This window comes from Micromonospora sp. RTGN7, assembly GCF_033804645.1.
In the GTDB taxonomy this organism is placed as follows: domain Bacteria; phylum Actinomycetota; class Actinomycetes; order Mycobacteriales; family Micromonosporaceae; genus Micromonospora.
In genome coordinates, this window is the sequence record NZ_JAPZLF010000003.1 from 288,642 (window position 1) to 305,287 (window position 16,646).

The 16,646-nt window shown below is 71.3% G+C and carries 8 protein-coding genes and 1 pseudogene; all 9 read left to right on the top strand.

Annotated features, from left to right (window positions below):
• Positions 1 to 45: 45 nt before the first annotated feature.
• The 9 genes and pseudogenes from SNR22_RS06565 (at position 46) to SNR22_RS06605 (ending at position 16,347) form a co-directional block, all read left to right on the top strand.
• Positions 46 to 10,497, top strand: a complete 10,452-nt coding sequence (locus tag SNR22_RS06565; RefSeq protein ID WP_320065555.1) for a type I polyketide synthase — start codon at positions 46 to 48, stop codon at positions 10,495 to 10,497.
• Between the two features lie 25 nt (positions 10,498 to 10,522).
• Complete coding sequence (locus SNR22_RS06570) at positions 10,523 to 11,299, top strand: arylamine N-acetyltransferase (protein WP_320065556.1); 777 nt, start codon at positions 10,523 to 10,525, stop codon at positions 11,297 to 11,299.
• A 29-nt stretch (positions 11,300 to 11,328) separates the two neighbouring features.
• A complete protein-coding gene (locus SNR22_RS06575) occupies positions 11,329 to 11,496 on the top strand; it encodes a hypothetical protein (protein WP_320065557.1) in 168 nt (55 codons plus the stop codon).
• Positions 11,493 to 11,678 (top strand): annotated as a pseudogene (locus SNR22_RS29355) (hypothetical protein); the annotation flags it as partial. The gene SNR22_RS06575 and the pseudogene SNR22_RS29355, both read left to right, overlap by 4 nt.
• A gap of 38 nt (positions 11,679 to 11,716) precedes the next feature.
• Complete coding sequence (locus tag SNR22_RS06585; RefSeq protein WP_320065558.1) at positions 11,717 to 12,985, top strand: 3-deoxy-7-phosphoheptulonate synthase class II; 1,269 nt, start codon at positions 11,717 to 11,719, stop codon at positions 12,983 to 12,985.
• Positions 12,986 to 13,029: 44 nt separating this feature from the next.
• The gene (locus tag SNR22_RS06590) at positions 13,030 to 13,254 is read left to right on the top strand and encodes a hypothetical protein (protein ID WP_320065559.1); all 225 of its coding nucleotides are present in this window, start codon (positions 13,030 to 13,032) and stop codon (positions 13,252 to 13,254) included.
• A gap of 143 nt (positions 13,255 to 13,397) precedes the next feature.
• Positions 13,398 to 14,564 carry a 3-amino-5-hydroxybenzoate synthase gene (gene rifK, locus SNR22_RS06595; RefSeq protein WP_320065560.1) on the top strand — a complete coding sequence of 389 codons (1,167 nt, stop codon included), beginning with the start codon at positions 13,398 to 13,400 and terminating at the stop codon, positions 14,562 to 14,564.
• Positions 14,561 to 15,637, top strand: a complete 1,077-nt coding sequence (locus SNR22_RS06600) for a Gfo/Idh/MocA family oxidoreductase (protein WP_320065561.1) — start codon at positions 14,561 to 14,563, stop codon at positions 15,635 to 15,637. The genes rifK and SNR22_RS06600 overlap by 4 nt, the downstream gene beginning before the upstream one ends.
• 14 nt (positions 15,638 to 15,651) lie before the next feature.
• Entirely contained in the window at positions 15,652 to 16,347 is a 696-nt protein-coding gene (locus SNR22_RS06605; protein WP_320065562.1) for an HAD-IA family hydrolase, read from the top strand.
• Positions 16,348 to 16,646 lie beyond the last annotated feature (299 nt).

Below are 16,646 nucleotides of genomic sequence, written 5' to 3' on the forward strand. Positions count from 1 at the left end.
TCGAGGCTTCCCGCCCCATCAAGATCTTCGTGAGGACTGACGAGAATGACCACGAACGAGAGACTCCTCCAGTACCTCAAGCGCGTCACGGCCGAGCTGCACACCCTGAAGCAGCAGGGCTCGCGGCATGCTGACGAGCCCCTCGCCGTCGTGGGCATGGCGTGCCGCTTCCCGGGTGGGGTGTCCTCACCGGAAGACCTGTGGCGACTGGTCGCCGGCGGGGTCGACGCCCTCTCCGACTTCCCCGACGACCGGGGCTGGAACCTGGAGGGCCTGTTCGACCCGGACCCCGACCGCCCCGGCACGACGTACACCAGCCAGGGCGGCTTCCTGGGCGGCGCCGGGATGTTCGACGCGGGGTTCTTCGGGATCTCGCCGCGTGAGGCGCTGGCGATGGATCCGCAGCAGCGGTTGCTGCTGGAGACGTCGTGGGAGGCGTTGGAGAACGTCGGTATCGACCCGGTGTCGCTGAGGGGCACCGACGTCGGGGTGTTCTCCGGGGTGTTCACCCAGGGCTACGGGGCCGGTGCGATCACGCCGGAGCTGGAGGGCTTCGCGGGCACGGGCTCGGCGTCGAGCGTGGCGTCCGGCCGGGTGTCGTACACGTTCGGGTTCGAGGGACCGGCGGTCACGATCGACACGGCGTGTTCGTCGTCGCTGGTGGCCATCCACCTCGCCGCGCAGGCACTGCGGCTGGGGGAGTGCTCGATGGCGCTGGCCGGCGGCGCGACCGTGATGCCGACGCCCGGCACCTTCGTGGCATTCTCCCGGCAGCGGGTGCTGGCCGCCGACGGGCGGAGCAAGGCGTTCGCCGCGGCCGCCGACGGCACCGGCTGGTCCGAGGGCGCCGGCGTCGTGGTGCTGGAGCGGTTGTCGGTGGCGCGCGAGCGTGGGCACCGGATCCTGGCCGTGTTGCGGGGCAGCGCGGTGAACCAGGACGGCGCGTCGAACGGCCTGACGGCGCCGAACGGTCCGGCGCAGCAGCGGGTGATCCGCAAGGCGCTGGCCGGCGCCGGTCTGGTGCCGTCCGACGTGGATGTCGTGGAGGCCCACGGAACGGGAACCCCCCTGGGCGACCCGATCGAGGCGCAGGCGCTGCTGGCGACCTACGGGCAGGGCCGGGAGCCGGACAACCCGTTGTGGCTGGGCTCGGTGAAGTCGAACATCGGTCATACGCAGGCGGCTGCGGGTGTGGCCGGCGTGATCAAGATGGTGCAGGCGCTGCGCCGCGGTGTCCTGCCGCCCACGCTGCACGTGGACGAGCCGACGCCGCAGGTCGACTGGTCCACCGGCGCGGTCGAGCTGCTGACCGAGGCCCGGCAGTGGCTGCGCAACGGTCATCCGCGTCGGGCCGGGGTGTCCGCTTTCGGGATCAGCGGGACCAACGTGCACGTGATCATCGAGGAGGCACCCGTCGACGAGGAGGCACCGGTCTCGGCGGAGACGCCCACCGGTGCGGTGCCGTTGGTCGTGTCGGCGGGCAGCGCGGCCTCCCTGGCGGCCCAGGCGGGCCGGCTGGCGTCGTTCCTCAGGTCTGACGAGGCACCGCTGGCGCGCGTGGCCGGGGCGTTGGTCTCCGAACGGGCGCTGCTGGGTGAGCGCGCCGTGGTGCTCGCGGGTTCGACCGAGGAGGCGTTGGCCGGGCTGGGTGCGCTGGCCGGTGGTGAGACCGCGCCCGGCCTGGTGACCGGTTCGGGTGTGGCGGGCCGGGTGGTGTGGGTGTTCCCGGGGCAGGGTTCGCAGCGGGTGGGCATGGGGCGTGAGCTCTACGAGCGGTACCCGGTGTTCGCGCGGGCGTTGGACGAGGCCTGTGGGTTTCTGGACTCGGGTCTGGCCGGGTGGGTCGATCACCCGGTGCGGGAGGTGGTTCTGGGCCGGGTGCCGGGCGGCGGCGACCTCTTGGACCAGACGGTGTTCACGCAGGCAGGGCTGTTCGCGGTGGAGAGCGCCCTGTTCCGGTTGATGGCGTCGTGGGGGGTGCGGCCGGATGTGGTGCTCGGGCACTCGGTCGGTGAGATCACGGCCGCGTACGCGGCGGGGGTCCTGTCGTTGGCCGACGCGGCGCGGTTGGTGGCGGCTCGGGCTCGGCTGATGCAGGCGTTGCCGCCGGGTGGGGCGATGGTGGCGGTGGCGGCGAGTGAGTCGGAGGTCTCCGAGCTGCTGGGCGCGGGTGTGGAGCTGGCGGCGGTCAACGGTCCGTCGTCGGTGGTGCTCTCCGGTGACGACGAGGCGGTCCTCGCCGTGGCCGATCGGATGCGGGATCGGGGGCGCAGGACGAAGCGGCTGGTGGTGTCGCATGCGTTCCATTCGCGGCGGATGGAGCCGATGCTGGCCGCCTTTGCCGCGGAGCTCGCTGATGTGGTGTGGCAGCCGCCGGTGATTCCGGTGGTCTCGAATCTGACCGGGCGGCTGGCCGAACCCGGCGAACTCGCCGACCCGCGGTACTGGGCCGAGCACGTGCGCCGGCCGGTGCGGTTCGCTGACGGAATCGCGGCGGCGGTGGAGTACGGCGGCACGCTGTTCGTGGAACTCGGTCCGGGGGCGGTGCTGACCGCGATGGTCACGGAGACGGCCGCAGCGGTGGACGCCGAGGTGCGCTCTGTTCCGGCCTTGCGGGACGGCCGCCCGGAGGACCAGTCGTTGCTGGCTGCGGTGGCCGAGCTGTTCGTGCGCGGCGTGGCCGTGGACTGGACCACCATGCTTCCGCCGGTGACCGGGCACGTGGACCTGCCGACGTACGCGTTCGACCGCCAGAACTACTGGCTGCCGCCCGGCGACCCGGCGGCGGACGTCACGTCCCTGGGGCAGTCGGCGGTCGACCATCCGCTGTTGGGTGCGGTCGTGCGGTTACCGCAGTCGGACGGGTTGGTCTTCACGTCGCTGCTGTCGCTGCGGTCGCATCCGTGGCTGGCCGATCACGAGATCGGCGGAGTGGTGCTCGTCGCGGGCACCGGATTGATCGAACTGGCGGTCCGCGCGGGCGACGAGGTCGGGTGCTCGGTGCTCGAGGAACTGGTGATCGAGGCGCCGATGGTCGTCCCGGAGCGCGGCGGGGTGCGGGTCCTGGTGTCGGTGGACGGTCCGGGGGAGACCGGGTCACGCACGGTGGACGTGTACTCGCTGCGCGACGGCGACGGGGACGCCTGGACCCGGCATGCCACGGGACTGCTGTCGGCCGGGCCGGCGGGACGGGGCTCCGGGTTCGACTTCGCAGCCTGGCCGCCGCCGGGTGCACGGCCGGTCGAGACCGAGGGCTTCTACGCCGATCTGGTCGAGCGTGGCTATGCGTACGGGCCGTCGTTTCAGGGGTTGCGGGCGGTGTGGCGGCGGGGCGAGGAGGTGTTCGCCGAGGTCGCGCTGCCGGCGGACCTGCGCACGGAAGCGGGCAGGTTCGGCATCCACCCCGGGTTGCTGGACGCCGCCCTGCACGCGGGCATGCTGGGTGCCGCGGCGGCGGAGGAATCCGGGCCGCCGGTGCTGCCGTTCGCCTGGAACGGGATGGCGTTGCACGCCGCGGGCGCCTCCGCGCTGCGCGTACGCCTGGTAGCCGACGGGCCCAGCGGCATCTCGGTGGAGGCGGCCGACGAGACCGGCGCCCTCGTGTTGTCGGTGGACTCGCTGGTGTCCCGGCCGGTATCCACCGAGCAGTTGGACGCCGCGGCGGCGGGCACCCGCGACGCGCTGTTCCGGGTGGACTGGACTGTCCTGCCCGTGGCCTCCGGGGAGCCCTCGCCTTCGTGGGCGTCGGTGGCCACCATCGACGACGTCGCGGCTCTTGCCGACGACGCGCCCGCGGTGGCGGTGCTGGAGGCGGTCGGTGCGGACGACGCACTGGCCGTCACCTCGCGGGTGCTGGGCGTCGTGCAGGCGTGGCTCGGCGCCGGGCCGGAGGAGTCGCGGCTGGTGGTCGTGACCCGGGGCGCGGTGCCCGCCGGTGACGGCGTGGTGGTTGACCCCGCTGCGGCGGCGGTGTGGGGTCTGGTGCGTTCCGCTCAGGCCGAGAACCCGGACCGGATCGTCCTGCTGGATCTCGACCTCGACGGTGCCGTCGCACAGGTGTTGGGGGTGGTGTTGGCCTCCGGTGAGCCACAGGTCGCGGTTCGTGGCGGCGCACTCTCGGCTCCCCGGCTCGCTCGCGTCACCGCTGCGGCGAGCGATGTCCCCGCCGTGTTCGGCCCGGCGGAGACGGTCCTGGTCACCGGAGGCACGGGGTCGCTGGGCGCTCTGGTCGCGCGGCATCTTGTGTCCCGGCACGGGGTACGGCAGCTGGTCCTGGTCAGCAGGCGGGGTCGGAATGCCGACGGTGCGGGAGAGTTGGTCGCCGAGCTGACCGAGCGGGGCGCGGCGGTCTCGGTGGTCGGGTGTGACGTGTCGGACCGGGATCAGGTGGCGGCCCTGCTGGCGGAGCACCGTCCGACGGGCGTGGTGCACACGGCGGGCGTGTTGGACGACGGCGTGATCGGTGCGTTGACCCCGGACCGGCTGGCCACCGTCTTCGCGCCGAAGGTGGACGCGGTGCGGCACCTCGACGAGCTCTCCCGGGAGCTGGATCTCCACACGTTCGTGGTGTTCTCGTCCGCGTCCGGTGTCTTCGGGTCCGCCGGTCAGGGCAACTACGCGGCGGCGAACGCCTTCCTGGACGCGGCGGTCGCCGCGCGTCGGGCGGCCGGTCTGCCGGGCGTGTCGCTGGCGTGGGGCCTGTGGGAGCAGACCGACGGCATGACTGCTCACCTGGGCGGTGCCGACCAGGCGCGGATGAGCCGCGGTGGTGTCCTGGCGATGACGCCTGCCGAGGGCATGGGCCTGTTCGATGCCGCCGTGGGTTCCGGGCAGGCGCTGTTGGTTCCGGTCAAGCTGGACCTGCGGGCGACCCCCGTGAACGTTCCACACCTGCTACGCGGCCTGGTCCGGCCGAGCCGGCAGCAGGCGCGTGCGGCCTCCGCCGGCGACGGTGGGCTGGTTCGGCGGCTGGCCGGTCTCGGGCCGGCCGAGCGGGAGGCGCTGCTGCTGGACCTGGTGCGCGGTCAGGTCGCGGTCGTGCTCGGGCACTCCGGTGCGGAGGCCGTACGGCCGGACACGGCGTTCAAGGAGGCCGGATTCGACTCGTTGACGTCGGTGGAGCTGCGCAACCGGCTGCGCGAGGCGACCGGGTCGAAGCTGCCCGCGACGCTGGTCTTCGACTACCCCACGCCGGTGGCACTCGCGCGTTACCTGCGGGACGAGCTGGGTGACACGGTGGCCGGTGCGCCGACGACGGTCGTCGCGGTTGCGGATCCCGACGAGCCGATCGCGATCGTGGGAATGGCGTGCCGGTTGCCGGGTGGGGTGGCGAATCCGGACGATCTGTGGCGGCTCGTCTTCGAGGGTCGCGAGGGTGTGTCGCCCTTTCCGGACGACCGCGGTTGGGACCTGGAGGGCCTGTTCGACCCGGACCCCGACCGCAGGGGTACGTCCTACACCAGCCAGGGCGGATTCCTACCGGACGCCGGGATGTTCGACGCGGGGTTCTTCGGGATCTCACCGCGTGAGGCGCTGGCGATGGATCCGCAGCAGCGGTTGCTGCTCGAAGCGTCGTGGGAGGCCCTGGAGGGCGTCGGCATCGACCCGATCTCGCTGAACGGCACCGACGTCGGCGTCTTCACCGGGGTCTCCGCGCAGGGTTACGGGATCGGTGTCCCCGCGCCTGAGCTGGAGGGATTCGCGAGCACGGCCGGGGCGTCGAGTGTGGCCTCCGGCCGGGTCTCGTACGTGTTCGGTCTCGAGGGCCCGGCGGTCACGATCGACACGGCGTGTTCGTCCTCGCTGGTGGCGATGCACCTGGCCGCTCAGTCGCTGCGGCAGGGCGAGTGCGCGATGGCGCTCGCCGGTGGGGTGACCGTGATGGCGACGCCGGGCACCTTCGTGGCGTTCTCCCGGCAGCGTGGCCTGGCCGGCGACGGGCGGTGCAAGGCGTACGCGGACGACGCGGACGGCACCGGCTGGGCCGAGGGTGTCGGCGTGGTGGTCCTCGAACGCCTGTCGGTGGCGCGGGAACGTGGCCATCGGATCCTGGCCGTGCTGCGGGGCAGCGCGGTGAACCAGGACGGTGCCTCCAACGGTCTCACCGCGCCGAACGGGCCGTCGCAGCAGCGCGTGATCCGTCGGGCCCTGGCGAACGCCGGCCTCTCCCCGACTGATGTGGACATCGTGGAAGGGCACGGAACCGGGACGGCGCTGGGAGATCCTATCGAGGTGCAGGCCCTGCTGGCCACGTACGGGCAGGGCCGGGATCCCGGGAAGCCGTTGTGGCTGGGCTCGGTGAAGTCGAACATCGGCCACGCGCAGTCGGCGGCGGGTGTGGCCGGCGTGATCAAGATGGTGCAGGCGCTGCGCCACGATGTCCTGCCCCCGACACTGCACGTCACGAAGCCCACGACCCAGGTCGACTGGTCCGCAGGCGCGGTCGAGCTGCTGACCGAGGCCCGGGAGTGGTCGCGCAACGGTCATCCGCGTCGGGCGGGCGTGTCGTCGTTCGGGATCAGCGGGACGAACGCGCACCTGATCATCGAGGAAGCCCCGCCTGAGCAGGCGCGGCCGGTTTCCGACGAGACGCCTGACGCGGTGGTGCCGTTGGTCGTCTCGGCGCGTAGTGCCGGTTCGTTGGCGGGCCAGGCCAGGCGGCTGGCGGCGTTCGTCGCGAAGCCCGGTGCGGCGTCGCCGGCGTGGGTGGCCGGTGCGTTGGTCTCCGATCGGGCCGTGTTCGGCGAGCGTGCCGTCGTGGTGTCGGGGTCTCGTGCGGAAACGCTGGCCGGATTGCAGGCGCTGGCAAGCGGTGAAACCGCGCCCGGTCTGGTGGTCGGCAGGATGGCTGCGTCGGGTGTGGTGGGCCGGGTCGGGTGGGTGTTTCCGGGTCAGGGTTCGCAGCGGGTGGGTATGGGCCGGGAGCTTTATGACCGGTTCCCGGTGTTCGCGCAGGCGTTTGACGAGGCGTGTGGATATCTGGATTCGTGTCTTGCCGGGTGGGTGGATCACCTGGTGGGGGATGTGGTGTTGGGTCGGGTGCCGCGTAGTGGCGATCTTCTGGATCAGACGGTGTTCACACAGGCGGGGTTGTTCGCGGTGGAGAGCGCGTTGTTTCGGTTGGTGGCCTCGTGGGGGGTGCGCCCGGATGTGGTGCTGGGGCATTCGGTGGGTGAGATTTCGGCTGCGTATGCCGCGGGGGTCCTGTCGTTGGCGGATGCGGCGCGGTTGGTGGCGGCTCGCGGTCGGTTGATGCAGGCGTTGGCGCCGGGTGGGGCGATGGCGGCGGTGGCGGCCGGTGAGGTGGAGGTCGCCGAGTTGTTGGGCGAGGGCGTGGAGATCGCGGCGGTCAACGGCCCGTCGTCGGTGGTGCTCTCCGGTGATGAGGACGCGGTCCTCGCGATGGCTGATCGGTTGCGGGAGCGGGGGCACAGGACGAAGCAGCTGGTCGTGTCGCATGCGTTCCATTCGCGACGGATGGAGCCGATGTTGGCCGAGTTCGCCGCGGTGCTCGGGGATGTGGTGTGGCAGCCGGCGGTGATTCCGGTGGTGTCGAATGTGACCGGGCGGCTCGCCGAACCCGGTGAGCTGGCCGACCCGGGGTATTGGGCTGAGCATGTGCGCCGGCCGGTGCGGTTCGCTGATGGGATCGCGGCGGCGGTGGAGTTCGGTGCGGCATTGTTCGTGGAGCTTGGTCCGGGTGCGGCGCTGACGGCAGTGGTCGCGGAGACGGCCGTCGAGGTGATGTGTGTTCCGGCGCTGCGTGACGGTCGCCCGGAGGACCGGTCCCTGCTGGCTTCGATGGCCGAGCTGTTCGTGCGCGGCGTGGTCGTGGACTGGACCGCGGCCCTGCCCGCTGGGACGGCGTCCACCCGGGTGGACCTGCCGACGTACGCCTTCGACCACGAGCACTTCTGGCTCCACGCGACCGAACCTGCCACCGACGCGGCGTCGTTGGGTCAGTCGGCGGCCGAACACCCGATGCTCGGTGCTGTCGTGGAGCTGCCGCAGTCCGACGGGCTGGTGTTCACCTCACGGTTGTCGCTGCGGTCACACCCGTGGCTGGCCGATCACGCGATCGGCGGTGTCGTGATCGTCCCCGGTAGCGGGCTGGTCGAGCTGGCGGTGCGGGCCGGTGACGAGGCCGGGTGCTCGGTGCTCGACGAGTTGGTGATCGAGGCGCCGCTGGTGGTGCCCGAGCAGGGCGGTGTCCGCGTGCAGGTCGCGCTCAGCGGACCGCACGAGCATGGCTCGCGCACGGTCGACGTGTACTCCCGACGCGACGACGCCGGCGCGGGTGCGTGGACCCGGCACGCCACGGGCGTGCTGACGAGCGCACCCGCCGCGCATGAGCGGTTCGACTTCACCGCCTGGCCGCCGCCCGGCGCGCAGCCGGTGGAGATCAGCGGCGGCTACGGTCGGCTCGCGCAGGTGGGGTACGGATACGGGACGACGTTCCAGGCCGTGCGGGCGGTGTGGCGGCGGGGCGAGGAGACCTTCGCCGAAGTCGCACTGCCCGAGGAGCACCGCAAGGAAGCCGGGAGGTTCGGCCTCCACCCCGCGCTGCTGGACGCGGCCCTGCACTCGACCATGCTGCACGCCGCGGCGGCTGCTGGCGACACCGACGGCGAACCGGAGAGGCGGGAGCTGTCGCTGCCGTTCGCGTGGAACGGGCTGCGACTGCACGCGGCCGGTGCCGCGGCGATGCGCGTTCGGGTCACGAAACCCGAACCAGCCGCGATGTCGCTCGAGGCCGTGGACGAGGCCGGCGGCCTGGTCGTGACGATGGACTCGCTGATGGGCCGGCCGGTGTCCAGCGAGCAGTTGGATGCCGCGGCGGCGGGTGCCGTGCGCGCCGACTCGTTGTTCCGGGTGGAGTGGACCGGGCTGCCCTCGGCTTCCGGTGAGCGTGCACCGTCGTGGGTGCCGGTGGCCGACGCGGAGCGGGTGGCGACCCTGGCCGACGACGTGCTGTCGGGGGCGGTGAACGCCCCGGCGGTGGCGGTCCTGGAAGCGGTCGGCGGCGGCAGTGACGTGCTGGGGTTGACCACCCAGGTACTGGATGTGGTCCAGTGCTGGCTCGATGGGGGTGGGTTCGAGGAGTCCCGGTTGGTGGTCGCGACGCGAGGCGCGGTGCCCGCCGGTGACGGTGTGGTGAGTGATCCCGCGGGTGCGGCGGTGTGGGGGTTGGTCCGTGCGGCCCAGGCCGAGAACCCCGACCGGATCATCCTGGTCGACCTCGACCCGGCCTCCGGCGACGGAGCGGAATCCGTGTTGGGTTCGGTGCTGGCGAGCGGGGAACCTCAGGTTGCCGTCCGTGGCACCGCGTTGTCGGTGCCTCGACTCACCCGCGCCACCGGTCGGCCGACGGACGCCGCGGCGGTGTTCGGCCCGGAAGGGACGGTTCTGGTCACGGGTGGCACCGGGGCGTTGGGTGGGCTCGTGGCCCGGCATCTGGTCACCCGGCACGGTGTGCGGCGTCTGGTGCTGGCCAGTAGGCGCGGCCCGGATGCCGAGGGCGCGGCGGCTCTCGTCACCGACCTCACCGGGCAGGGCGCGGCGGTGTCGGTCGTGGCCTGTGACATGTCCGACCGCGACCAGGTCGCGGCCCTGCTGACGGAGCATCGCCCGACCGCTGTCGTGCACACGGCCGGCGTCTCGGATGCCGGGGTGATCGGGACGGTGACGCCGGAGCGGCTGGCGGAGGTGTTCGCGCCGAAGGTGGATGCGGTCCGGCACCTGGACGAACTGACCCGCACCTCGGACCTCGACGCGTTCGTCGTCTACTCGTCGGTCTCGTCGGTGTTCATGGGCGCCGGTAGCGGTAGCTATGCGGCCGCGAACGCGTTCCTCGACGGGTTGATGGCTCACCGCCGGTCGCTGGGCCTGCCGGGATTGTCGTTGGCGTGGGGCCTGTGGGAGCAGACCACCGGCATGGCGGCCGGCACCGACGAGCTCGCCAGGACGCGGATGAGCCGACGCGGGGGACTCCTGGCACTGACATCCGCGGAAGGCCTGAAACTCTTCGACGCCGCTGTCGGCTCCGGGCAGGCGCTGCTGGTGCCCGCCAAACTTGACCTGGGCGGTGTGCGCGCGGACGCGGCGGCGGGTGCCGTGGTGCCCCACATGCTGCGTGACCTGGTCCGGTCCGGCCGGCAACTGGCGCACACCGGGGCCGTCGGCGACGAGCGCGGGCAGCTATCCGAGCGGCTGGCCGGACTGGCCACCACCGAGCAGGTGAAGGTCCTGCTCGACCTGGTGCGGGCCGAGGTGGCCGCGGTGCTGGGCCACAGCGCGACCCACCACATCGACGTGGATCAGGGCCTCTTCGAGATCGGCTTCGACTCGCTCACCGCCATCGAGCTCCGCAACCGGCTGCGCGACATCACCGACAGGAAGATCGCCGCCAATCTCGTCTTTGCCTATCCGACACCAGAAATGATCGCCGAGCACCTGCACGAGCTGATCTGCGGTGACCAGGCCGCGACCCGTTGGTGAGCTCCGTCTGAAAGAAGGTGATGACATGTTCGACGTGGATGGCTATCTCCGGCGTATCGGCTGCGACGGAGAGGCGGGTGTGAACATCGAGACGTTGCGGAAGCTGCAGAAGAAGCATCTTATGGCGATTCCGTACAGCAGCGCTGCCTATGCCCTCATCGACGGGATAGACATCGTCGACCTCGACGACGACGTGGTGTTCGAGCGGAGCATCGTCGACGGGCACGGCGGCGTCTGCTACCACCTGAACCGCCTGTTCCATCGGCTGCTCCGCGAGCTGGGCTACGACGTCACCCTGATGGCCGGCAGCACCACGGAAGGCCGGCAGAACTTTGGGACCGAGATCGAGCACATGTTCAGCCGGGTTGTCCTGGACGGCGACGAATGGCTGGTGGACGTCGGCTACCCGGGCCCGACCTACGTCGAGCCGCTGCGGGTCTGCGACGCGGTGCAGACCCAGTACGGGAGCCAGTTCCGGCTGGTCGACCACGAATCCGGGATCGCGCTGCAGCGCAGGGGAGTGGCCACCCGCTGGAGCGTCGTCTACACCTTCACCATGAAGCCCCGGCAATGGAGCGACTGGAAGGAGATGGAGGACAACTTCCGGGAAATTGTGGCGGATCCGGGGCGGGACGACACCCAGGAAATCCTGTGTGGCCGGACCGTCGAGAACGGTCAGGTCTTCATGCGACAACGCCGGCACCTGACCATTCGCAACGGTCGTGAGCAGGTGCGCACGATCATCGACGACAACGAGCACCGGATGCTGCTGGCGGGCATCCTCTCCGGCGACCTCGACTGAGTTCGCGCCCGTACGAACCAGATTGGGGAATGATGAAGAACGAGGGGCGTCCGTTCGCGTGGTTCGTCGACTTCTGCCGGACCGCGTGCCAGGAGTACGGCCGGTTCGCGTGGGTCTTTTACGGCGGTGAGGCTTTGGTGCGGGCTGCGGACCTCGTGCCCAAGCCCTCGCGGGAAGTCGTGGAGAAGGCGCCGTGAGAGAGGCAGTGCCGGTCCGACTCGGGGACCGGTCGTACGACGTGTTCGTCGGCTCGGGGGTACGCACGTCGCTCGCCGAGGTCATCCGGCGGCTGGGCGCCGCCAGTGCCGGCGGGAAGACCGCGGTGAACCTGCCGGAGGGCAGGAACCTGGTCGGCATGTTCTGGCAGTCCAGCGCGGTGGACGACGTCGGAGCCGGCACGGCCGATGCGGCACCGGCATGAGACGGTTTCCGCAGCGGCCGGCCGACACCGGAGGCCCGGCCCACGCCCCCTGTCCGGTGGACCGGCTCCTGGCCCGTCGGCTGAACGAGGCGCTTGCCCGCTCCGCAGCACAGCAGCCGTGCTGGCCGCACCTGGAGCGGGCCGGCGCCGTCATCGAGCAGTTACACCAAGCCGATCCGATCGTGGCGCCGGACGAGACCGCGCGGCTGTCCGACCTGCTCGCATCGGTTGCCCACGGCGAGGCGTTCCTGCTGCAGGGCGGCGACTGCGCCGAGACCTTCGCCGACAACACCGAGTCGCACCTGCGAGCCAACCTGCGGATCCTGTTGCAGATGGCCGCCGTGCTCACCCACGCCGCAGGCCTGCCGGTGGTCAAGATCGCGCGGATGGCCGGGCAGTACGCCAAGCCCCGGTCCAATGCCGTGGACGCGCTGGGGCTGCCGGTCTACCGCGGCGACATCATCAACTCCGCAGAACCCACCCCCGTCGCCAGAACGCCCGACCCGCAACGAATGCTGCGGGCCCACGCCCACGCGGCCGGCGCGATGGACGTGGTCCGTAGGCTCTGCGCGAGCGGGGTCTACGTCAGCCACGAGATGCTCCTGCTCGACTACGAGCGTGCCGTGCTGTGGGCGGACGCCAGCGGCCCCGAGCCCCGGCTGGCGAGCGGGCTTGCCCACTTCCTGTGGATCGGTGAGCGCACCCGTCAGCTCGATGGTGCCCATGTCGCGTTCGCGGAGCTGCTGTCCAACCCGATCGGTCTCAAGATCGGGCCGAGTGTGACCCCGGAGTTGGCCGTCGAGTACGTGGAGCGTCTCGACCCGCACTGCACGCCGGGCCGGCTGACGTTGGTGAGCCGGATGGGGCACGGCCTTGTCCGCGAGGTTCTGCCGCCGATTGTGGAGAAGGTCAAAGCCTCCGGGCACCAGGTGGTCTGGCAGTGCGACCCGATGCACGGCAACACCCGAGCGGCGGGGAACGGGTACAAGACCCGGCACTTCGACCATGTGGTCGACGAGGTCGCCGGCTTCTTCGAGGTGCACCGCGAAATCGGCACCCATCCCGGCGGCATCCATGTCGAGGTGACCGGCGAGGACGTGACGGAGTGCCTCGGTGGTTCCTCGGCCGTCGCCGAGACCGACCTGCCCACCCGCTACCGGACTGCCTGCGACCCGCGGCTCAACGCCGAGCAGTCGGTCGAGCTCGCCTTCTGCGTCGCGGAGATGCTGCGCGGGCACCTCACGGACGTCCGGGACAGGCCGTGACGACCGGGCCGGACCGTCACCTCGGCCGGAGGCGGACCTGGACGGTGCTGACCATCGCCGTGAACGCCACACCGTTCGGGCTGAACCCCGACGACCCGCTGCCATTCCGCCCGCATTTTTCCCCGCCGGGCACTGTTGTGGCCGGCATCATGGCAAACCCCGGGAAACGCGGCTTCTCCGTGAAGCCGCAGCGCTCGGGCACCACGTCCATCACGGAATCGAACTGCTCGACGGGCGCTCGCCTCATACCGCGCTTTTTGCCTGGATGACGTGCCGACGACTACCAGATCAAGGGATGCGCACCGCCGAGCGGATTCATATTCTGACCGGAGAGGCTGAGCTTACAATTCTCTCGCCGCACGGCCGATCATGCTTTTTCTCAATCGGACCCACTACGGAGAATCGGAGAGACATGAACGCGCGCCAGGCACCAGAATTTCCCGTGTGGCCTCAGTACGACGACGCCGAGCGGGACGGCCTGATCCGTGCGCTCGAGCAGGGTCAGTGGTGGCGCATGGGCGGGGGGGAGGTGGACGCCTTCGAGCGCGAGTTCGCCGACCACCACGGCGCCGAGCACGCGCTGGCGGTCACGAACGGAACGCACGCGCTGGAACTGGCCCTCCAGGTCATGGGCGTCGGGCCGGGCACCGAGGTCATCGTGCCCGGGTTCACCTTCATCTCCTCCTCCCAGGCAGCCCAGCGGCTCGGCGCGGTCGCGATCCCGGTCGACGTCCACCCGGACACCTACAACATCGACGCTGCCGCGGTCGCCGCCGCCATCACACCGCGCACCAAGGCGATCATGCCGGTGCACATGGCCGGTCTCATGGCGGACATGGACGCGCTGGCGAAGATCTCCGCGGAGACCGGCGTGCCGATGCTGCAGGACGCCGCGCACGCGCACGGCGCGCGCTGGCAGGGCAAGCGCGTCGGTCAGCTGGGCAGCATCGCCGCGTTCAGCTTCCAGAACGGCAAGCTGATGACCGCGGGCGAGGGCGGCGCTCTGGTGTTCCCCGAGGGCGAGAGTGAGAAGTACGAGACGGCGTTTCTCCGGCACAGCTGCGGCCGGCCCCGGGACGACCGCCGGTACCTCCACCGGATCGCCGGTTCCAACCTACGTCTCAACGAGTTCTCGGCGTCCGTGCTGCGGGCGCAGCTGCGTCGCCTCGACGGGCAGATCGCGGTACGCGACGAGCGCTGGACGCTGCTGTCCCGGCTGCTCGGGGCGATCGACGGGGTCGTGCCGCAGGGCGGCGACATGCGCGCCGACCGCAACTCGCACTACATGGCGATGTTCCGGATCCCCGGGATCAGCGAGGAGAACCGCAACGCTCTGGTCGATCGGCTCGTCGAGGCCGGTCTGCCCGCCTTCGCGGCGTTCCGCGCGATCTACCGCACCGACGCCTTCTGGGAGATCGGCGCACCCGACGAGAGCCTGGAGGCGATCGCCGAGCGTTGCCCCCACACCGACGCCATCAGCCGGGACTGCGTCTGGCTGCACCACCGGATCCTGCTGGCCGGGGAGCCGGAGATGCACGCAACGGCTGCGATCATCGCCGACGCCGTGGCCACGGCATGACCGTCCGGGTGGCGGTGGTCGGGCTCGGCTGGGCAGGGCGGGAGCTGTGGCTGCCGCTGTTGCGCGAACACACCGACTTCGAGGTGGTCGCCGCCGTCGACGCCGACCCGGCCTCGCGGGAGGCGTTCACGAAGGCGACGGGCGTCACCGCGTACCCCTCGGTGGACGCGCTCACCGCACGGTCGGTCGACCTGGCCGTCGTCGCGGTGCCCAACTACCTGCACGCGCAGGTGGCGGGCGCCCTGCTTGCCGTCGGGGTCTCCGTCTTTCTTGAGAAGCCGGTGTGCCTGACCTCGGCCGAGGTCGACGTCCTCGCGGCGGCTGAACGCGGCGGCGGGATGCTGCTGGCCGGCAGCGCCATCCGGTACCGCGGTGACATCGAGGCGTTGCGGCGGATCCTGCCGGACCTGGGCGACATCCGGCACGTCGACCTGGGCTGGGTCCGGGCGCGTGGCGTACCGCGGGCGGGCGGCTGGTTCACCCGGCGGGACAAGGCCGGCGGGGGAGTGCTGTTCGACCTCGGTTGGCACCTGCTCGACACCCTCGCGTTCCTGCTCGGCCCGGTCCGGTTCACGCAGGTGGTCGGCGTGACGTCGGACGACTTCGTCAACGCCGGAGCCTGGCGTGCGGCATGGCGGCGGGATCAGCCCGGGGCCGACACCGCCGACGTGGAGGACACCGCTCGCGGCTTCCTGGTCCGCGACGACGGCGTCTCGGTCGCCCTGCGGGCGAGCTGGGCGTCGCACGAGGCACGGGACGTGTCGTCGATCCAGGTCGAGGGCAGTGCCGGCACTGCGGAGCTGAGGTGCACGTTCGGTTTCAGCCCCAACCGGGAGCCCGAACCCGTGCTGACGGTGACCCGGGAGGGCGCCGCGACGCGGCTCGCGGTGCCGACCGAGCAGATCGGCGTCGAGTACCGGCGCCAGCTCGACGGCCTCGCCGCGATGCTGGCGGACCCGGACAACCGCGGCAAGGCCGTCGCCGAGGCTCGCCCGATCGTCCGCATGATCGAGAGTTTCTACACGTCGGCCCGTTCGGCCCGCGCCCGACGGGCGGAGCCCGCCTTCCAGTAGATCCGGAGGTGCCCATGGCAGTCCCCCTGGTCAAGCGGCCAGCCGCCGTGACCGACACGTCCGTACCGGTCCGGCACGCCGTCATCTTCGACCTGGACGGGGTCGTCGTCGACAGCTTCGCGGTGATGAGCGAGGCCTTCGCCATCGCCTACGCCGAGGTCGTCGGCGACGGTCCCGCACCCTTCGAGGAGTACCGGCGCCACCTGGGCCGCTACTTCCCGGACATCATGCGGATCATGGACCTGCCGCTGGAGATGCAGGAGCCGTTCGTCCGCGAGAGCTACCGCCTCGCCGACCAGGTGCAGGTCTTCGACGGGATCGTCGAGCTGTTGCTGACACTGCGGGTGCGCGGCCTGCGGCTCGCCATCGCCACCGGTAAGAGTGGGCCGAGGGCGCGCTCGCTGCTCGACCGGCTGGGCCTGCTCCCGTTCTTCGCGCAGGTGATCGGCTCCGACGAGGTTGCCCGGCCCAAGCCGGCCCCGGACATCGTGCGGCACGCGCTGAGCCTGCTCGACGTGCCCGCCGAGCGGGCCATCATGGTCGGCGACGCACCGACTGACGTGGCCAGCGCCAGAGGCGCAGGCGTCGCCACGGCCGCCGCGCTGTGGGCCGGCCCCGAAGAGGCGGAACTGCTCGCCGCCGGTCCCGACGTGGTGCTACGACGCCCGGTGGAGCTCCTCGCCTGCTGCCCGTCGGTGCCCCGCCGCTGACGCGGATCAAAACGCCGCGGCCGCCGGGCACCGGCCGTGGCGGTAGCCCCGGAACTACCCACGCTGGTGATGGCTCCGGCGTCCCACCTGGGCAGAATTAGGGAAAACCCGGTTGCGTGGGGAGCAATTCGTGACACGAGCTGGAATTCGCGTGCGCTGGCACCCACCGAAACCCCACGCCGTGGTCAGCGTGATGAACTGGGGGCGGACGCCCCCATTCGTACGCCGGACGGCCTGCGGTTTAAAGCTGAGCCGCCTGACGCGGCAGCCGTGATCGCCGGTGTCGGTGTTGGTGTCGG

Coding starts and splice junctions, on each gene's coding strand:
- SNR22_RS06565 (WP_320065555.1), top strand. CDS start 46: ATGACCACGAACGAGAGACTCCTCCAGTACCTCAAGCGCGTCACGGCC.
- SNR22_RS06570 (WP_320065556.1), top strand. CDS start 10,523: ATGTTCGACGTGGATGGCTATCTCCGGCGTATCGGCTGCGACGGAGAG.
- SNR22_RS06575 (WP_320065557.1), top strand. CDS start 11,329: ATGATGAAGAACGAGGGGCGTCCGTTCGCGTGGTTCGTCGACTTCTGC.
- SNR22_RS06585 (WP_320065558.1), top strand. CDS start 11,717: ATGAGACGGTTTCCGCAGCGGCCGGCCGACACCGGAGGCCCGGCCCAC.
- rifK (WP_320065560.1), top strand. CDS start 13,398: ATGAACGCGCGCCAGGCACCAGAATTTCCCGTGTGGCCTCAGTACGAC.
- SNR22_RS06600 (WP_320065561.1), top strand. CDS start 14,561: ATGACCGTCCGGGTGGCGGTGGTCGGGCTCGGCTGGGCAGGGCGGGAG.
- SNR22_RS06605 (WP_320065562.1), top strand. CDS start 15,652: ATGGCAGTCCCCCTGGTCAAGCGGCCAGCCGCCGTGACCGACACGTCC.